General features: G+C 40.3%; 2 protein-coding genes and 1 pseudogene. 2 read left to right on the top strand and 1 reads right to left on the bottom strand.

Annotation, left to right across the window (positions count from 1 at the left end; translation table 11 throughout):
- Positions 1-316: pseudogene (gene ywtE / locus ACFRCG_RS48355) on the top strand (5-amino-6-(5-phospho-D-ribitylamino)uracil phosphatase YwtE); the annotation flags it as partial.
- Positions 317-370: 54 nt separating this feature from the next.
- Here the strand turns inward: ywtE and ACFRCG_RS48360 are convergent.
- Positions 371-1,560, bottom strand: a protein-coding gene (locus tag ACFRCG_RS48360; RefSeq protein ID WP_087614167.1) for an IS3 family transposase whose coding sequence is annotated in 2 segments (ribosomal slippage) — positions 371-1,260 and positions 1,260-1,560 — 1,191 coding nt in all. Because the reading frame shifts where the segments join, the coding sequence is not laid out codon by codon here.
- Between the two features lie 116 nt (positions 1,561-1,676).
- Here ACFRCG_RS48360 and ACFRCG_RS48365 point away from each other — a divergent pair.
- A complete protein-coding gene (locus ACFRCG_RS48365; RefSeq protein WP_380043042.1) occupies positions 1,677-2,228 on the top strand; it encodes a hypothetical protein in 552 nt (183 codons plus the stop codon).
- Positions 2,229-2,390 lie beyond the last annotated feature (162 nt).

A 2,390-nucleotide genomic window follows, 5' to 3' on the forward strand; every position in this document is an offset into this window, starting at 1 on the left:
GGAAGAACTGAAGCATCATAAAAAACTGGCGCAAACCTCTTCAGGAAAACATATTATCGAAATCCTGCCGGCCTCGTCAGGAAAAGGACGCGCGTTAACAAAGCTGGCTGACCTATACGGAATTGAAACGCAGGATATCTATGCGATCGGCGATAGTCCAAACGATTTGTCCATGTTTGAAGTCGCCGGACACCGTATCGCCATGGAAAATGCGATTGATGAATTAAAAGAAAAAAGCACCTTTGTCACAAAAAGCAATGATGAAAATGGTGTGGCCTACTTTATAGACCAGCTTCTTTCAGGACAATATGCATAAAGAAAAGACTCCAGAGATGGTCTTACCCCTGTCAAGTAGACAGCCATAAAAAGCCTAAGCAACCAGTGTGTTACGGTATTCTACCGGAGCACACTGGTTTAATTTTTTCTGGAATCGTTCGTGATTATAGAACTGGATGTAATCTTTAATGCTTTTGTGGAGCTCTTTTTCAGTTTGACATGAAGAAAAGTATGTATTCTCTGTTTTGAGGTGCGAGAAAAATGATTCGATACAGGCGTTATCCAGGCAGTTTCCCTTACGGGAATGGCTGCCCTTCAAACCAACGGTTTCAAGTCGCTTTTGATATGCTTTTGTTGTGTATTGGAATCCTTGATCAGAGTGGAGAATGGCCCCTTGGACATCCCGTTGAGCTGTTAAACTTTCCACTGTTTTCATCACCAGTTCAAGATCATTTCGCTTTGACAGTTTCCATGCGACAACCTCATTGTTGTAAAGATCTTGTACTGCAGAAAGATAATAGAATCGTTGTCCGCAAGCAATATAGGTAATATCGGTTACATATAACTGATTAGGCTGATTGGTTTGAAATTCTCGGTTAAGCCGGTTTGGCAGGACAACCGATGCCTTTCTTCCAAAATAACGACGCTTTTTTCGAATAATCGAGTGGATGTTCATCTCTCTCATCAATCTGTAAACACGCTTATGGTTGACGCAGAAACCTTCTTTCTTTAAAGCGACAGTAATCCGAGGATAGCCATAGAAAGGGCGTGAATGATGAATCGCCATGATGTGCTCTTTTATGATCTGATCTCTCTGTTGCCTTGCCATTCGAAACCTTTGAGCCTTGCGCCATTTATAGTACCCTGACCGTGACACTTTGGCGATACATACCAGCCATGTAATCGGATAACGGTCCTTCAATTCGTGAACAGCTTCAAATCGTGCTGCCTTCAAAATCCGTCCTCCCCATGCAGATTTGGATAGCGCTTTTTTAGGTATTCGACCTGTGCCTTTAAATAATCTCGTTCTTCCTCAACACTTTTAAACGTTGTTTTAGGGCGTCCAATAAAAGGATTGTCTGACTTTGTATCTTTTCCCCTTTGATCATCAAAAGACTTGCCTTCCCGATATGTTTTCACCCAATTTTTGAGCTGGGTTGAACTTCGAAGCCCTAATTCTTCAGCTAACGTGTTATAGCTTTTGTTTCCTTCCTCGTACATTTTGACAGCTTTCATCTTAAATTCTTTCGTATAGTGCTGAAAGTGTTGCCCTTTTCTCGCCATAAAAAATCCCCTCCACGTATAGTGTAACAGCCACTTTTGAAAAGCGGGCTTTTTACACTGTCTACTTAGAGGGGATAATATCAGAAATCCTTTTTTACAAAGAATTAGATATTCCTTTGTCAGAAATCAAAAGATTATTAAATGAGGATGCTGAAAGAACAAGTACATTAGAAAAACAAAAAAAGCTGTTTGAAAAGAAAATTGAAAAGTATCAGCGTCTCATTCAAACAGTCAACACATCTTTAGAATACACGAGAAAAGGTGAAAACATGGATCATAAGGTAATGTTTAAAGGATTTGAAAGCGCTGAAGAATGGAAACAATCTTTAGCAGAACAAAATGGGTATTTAAAAGAGCGTTACGATTTTGAATTGGATACACATACAATCAATGTCGATGAAATGAACAAAATGGCAATAGAGGCTAAACATTTTCTTGATAGGATGGCTGATTTTTTAAGAAATGGTGTAACGTATCATGACCCTTCCGTGCAAGAGCATGTCATGAATCATCTTAAGTTCCTAAATCAGAACGGGCATCCGACAAGTAAAGAAGATTACGTAAAACAAACACGTTTTTTTATGCAAGATGATTTCCATAGAGGAATGTTAGAAGAGCAGCAAGCCAGTTTATCTAATTATTTGGTTGTCGTTGCAGAACACCTGTAGTGTTTTATCACCCTATAAAGGGTGACAGCGATCAGGCTTACGAGACAGCACCGCCAACAATCGAAACATTCTGCCGGTCAACGGCAAAACGCCGTCCGTTCCATTTCAAGACGGTTTGAACATATCCCAATGAGTCGGCGTTATACCTTCCCGCTATCCGCT

Origin of the sequence: Embleya sp. NPDC056575 (assembly GCF_042793325.1) — a bacterium.
GTDB lineage: Bacteria > Actinomycetota > Actinomycetes > Streptomycetales > Streptomycetaceae > Embleya.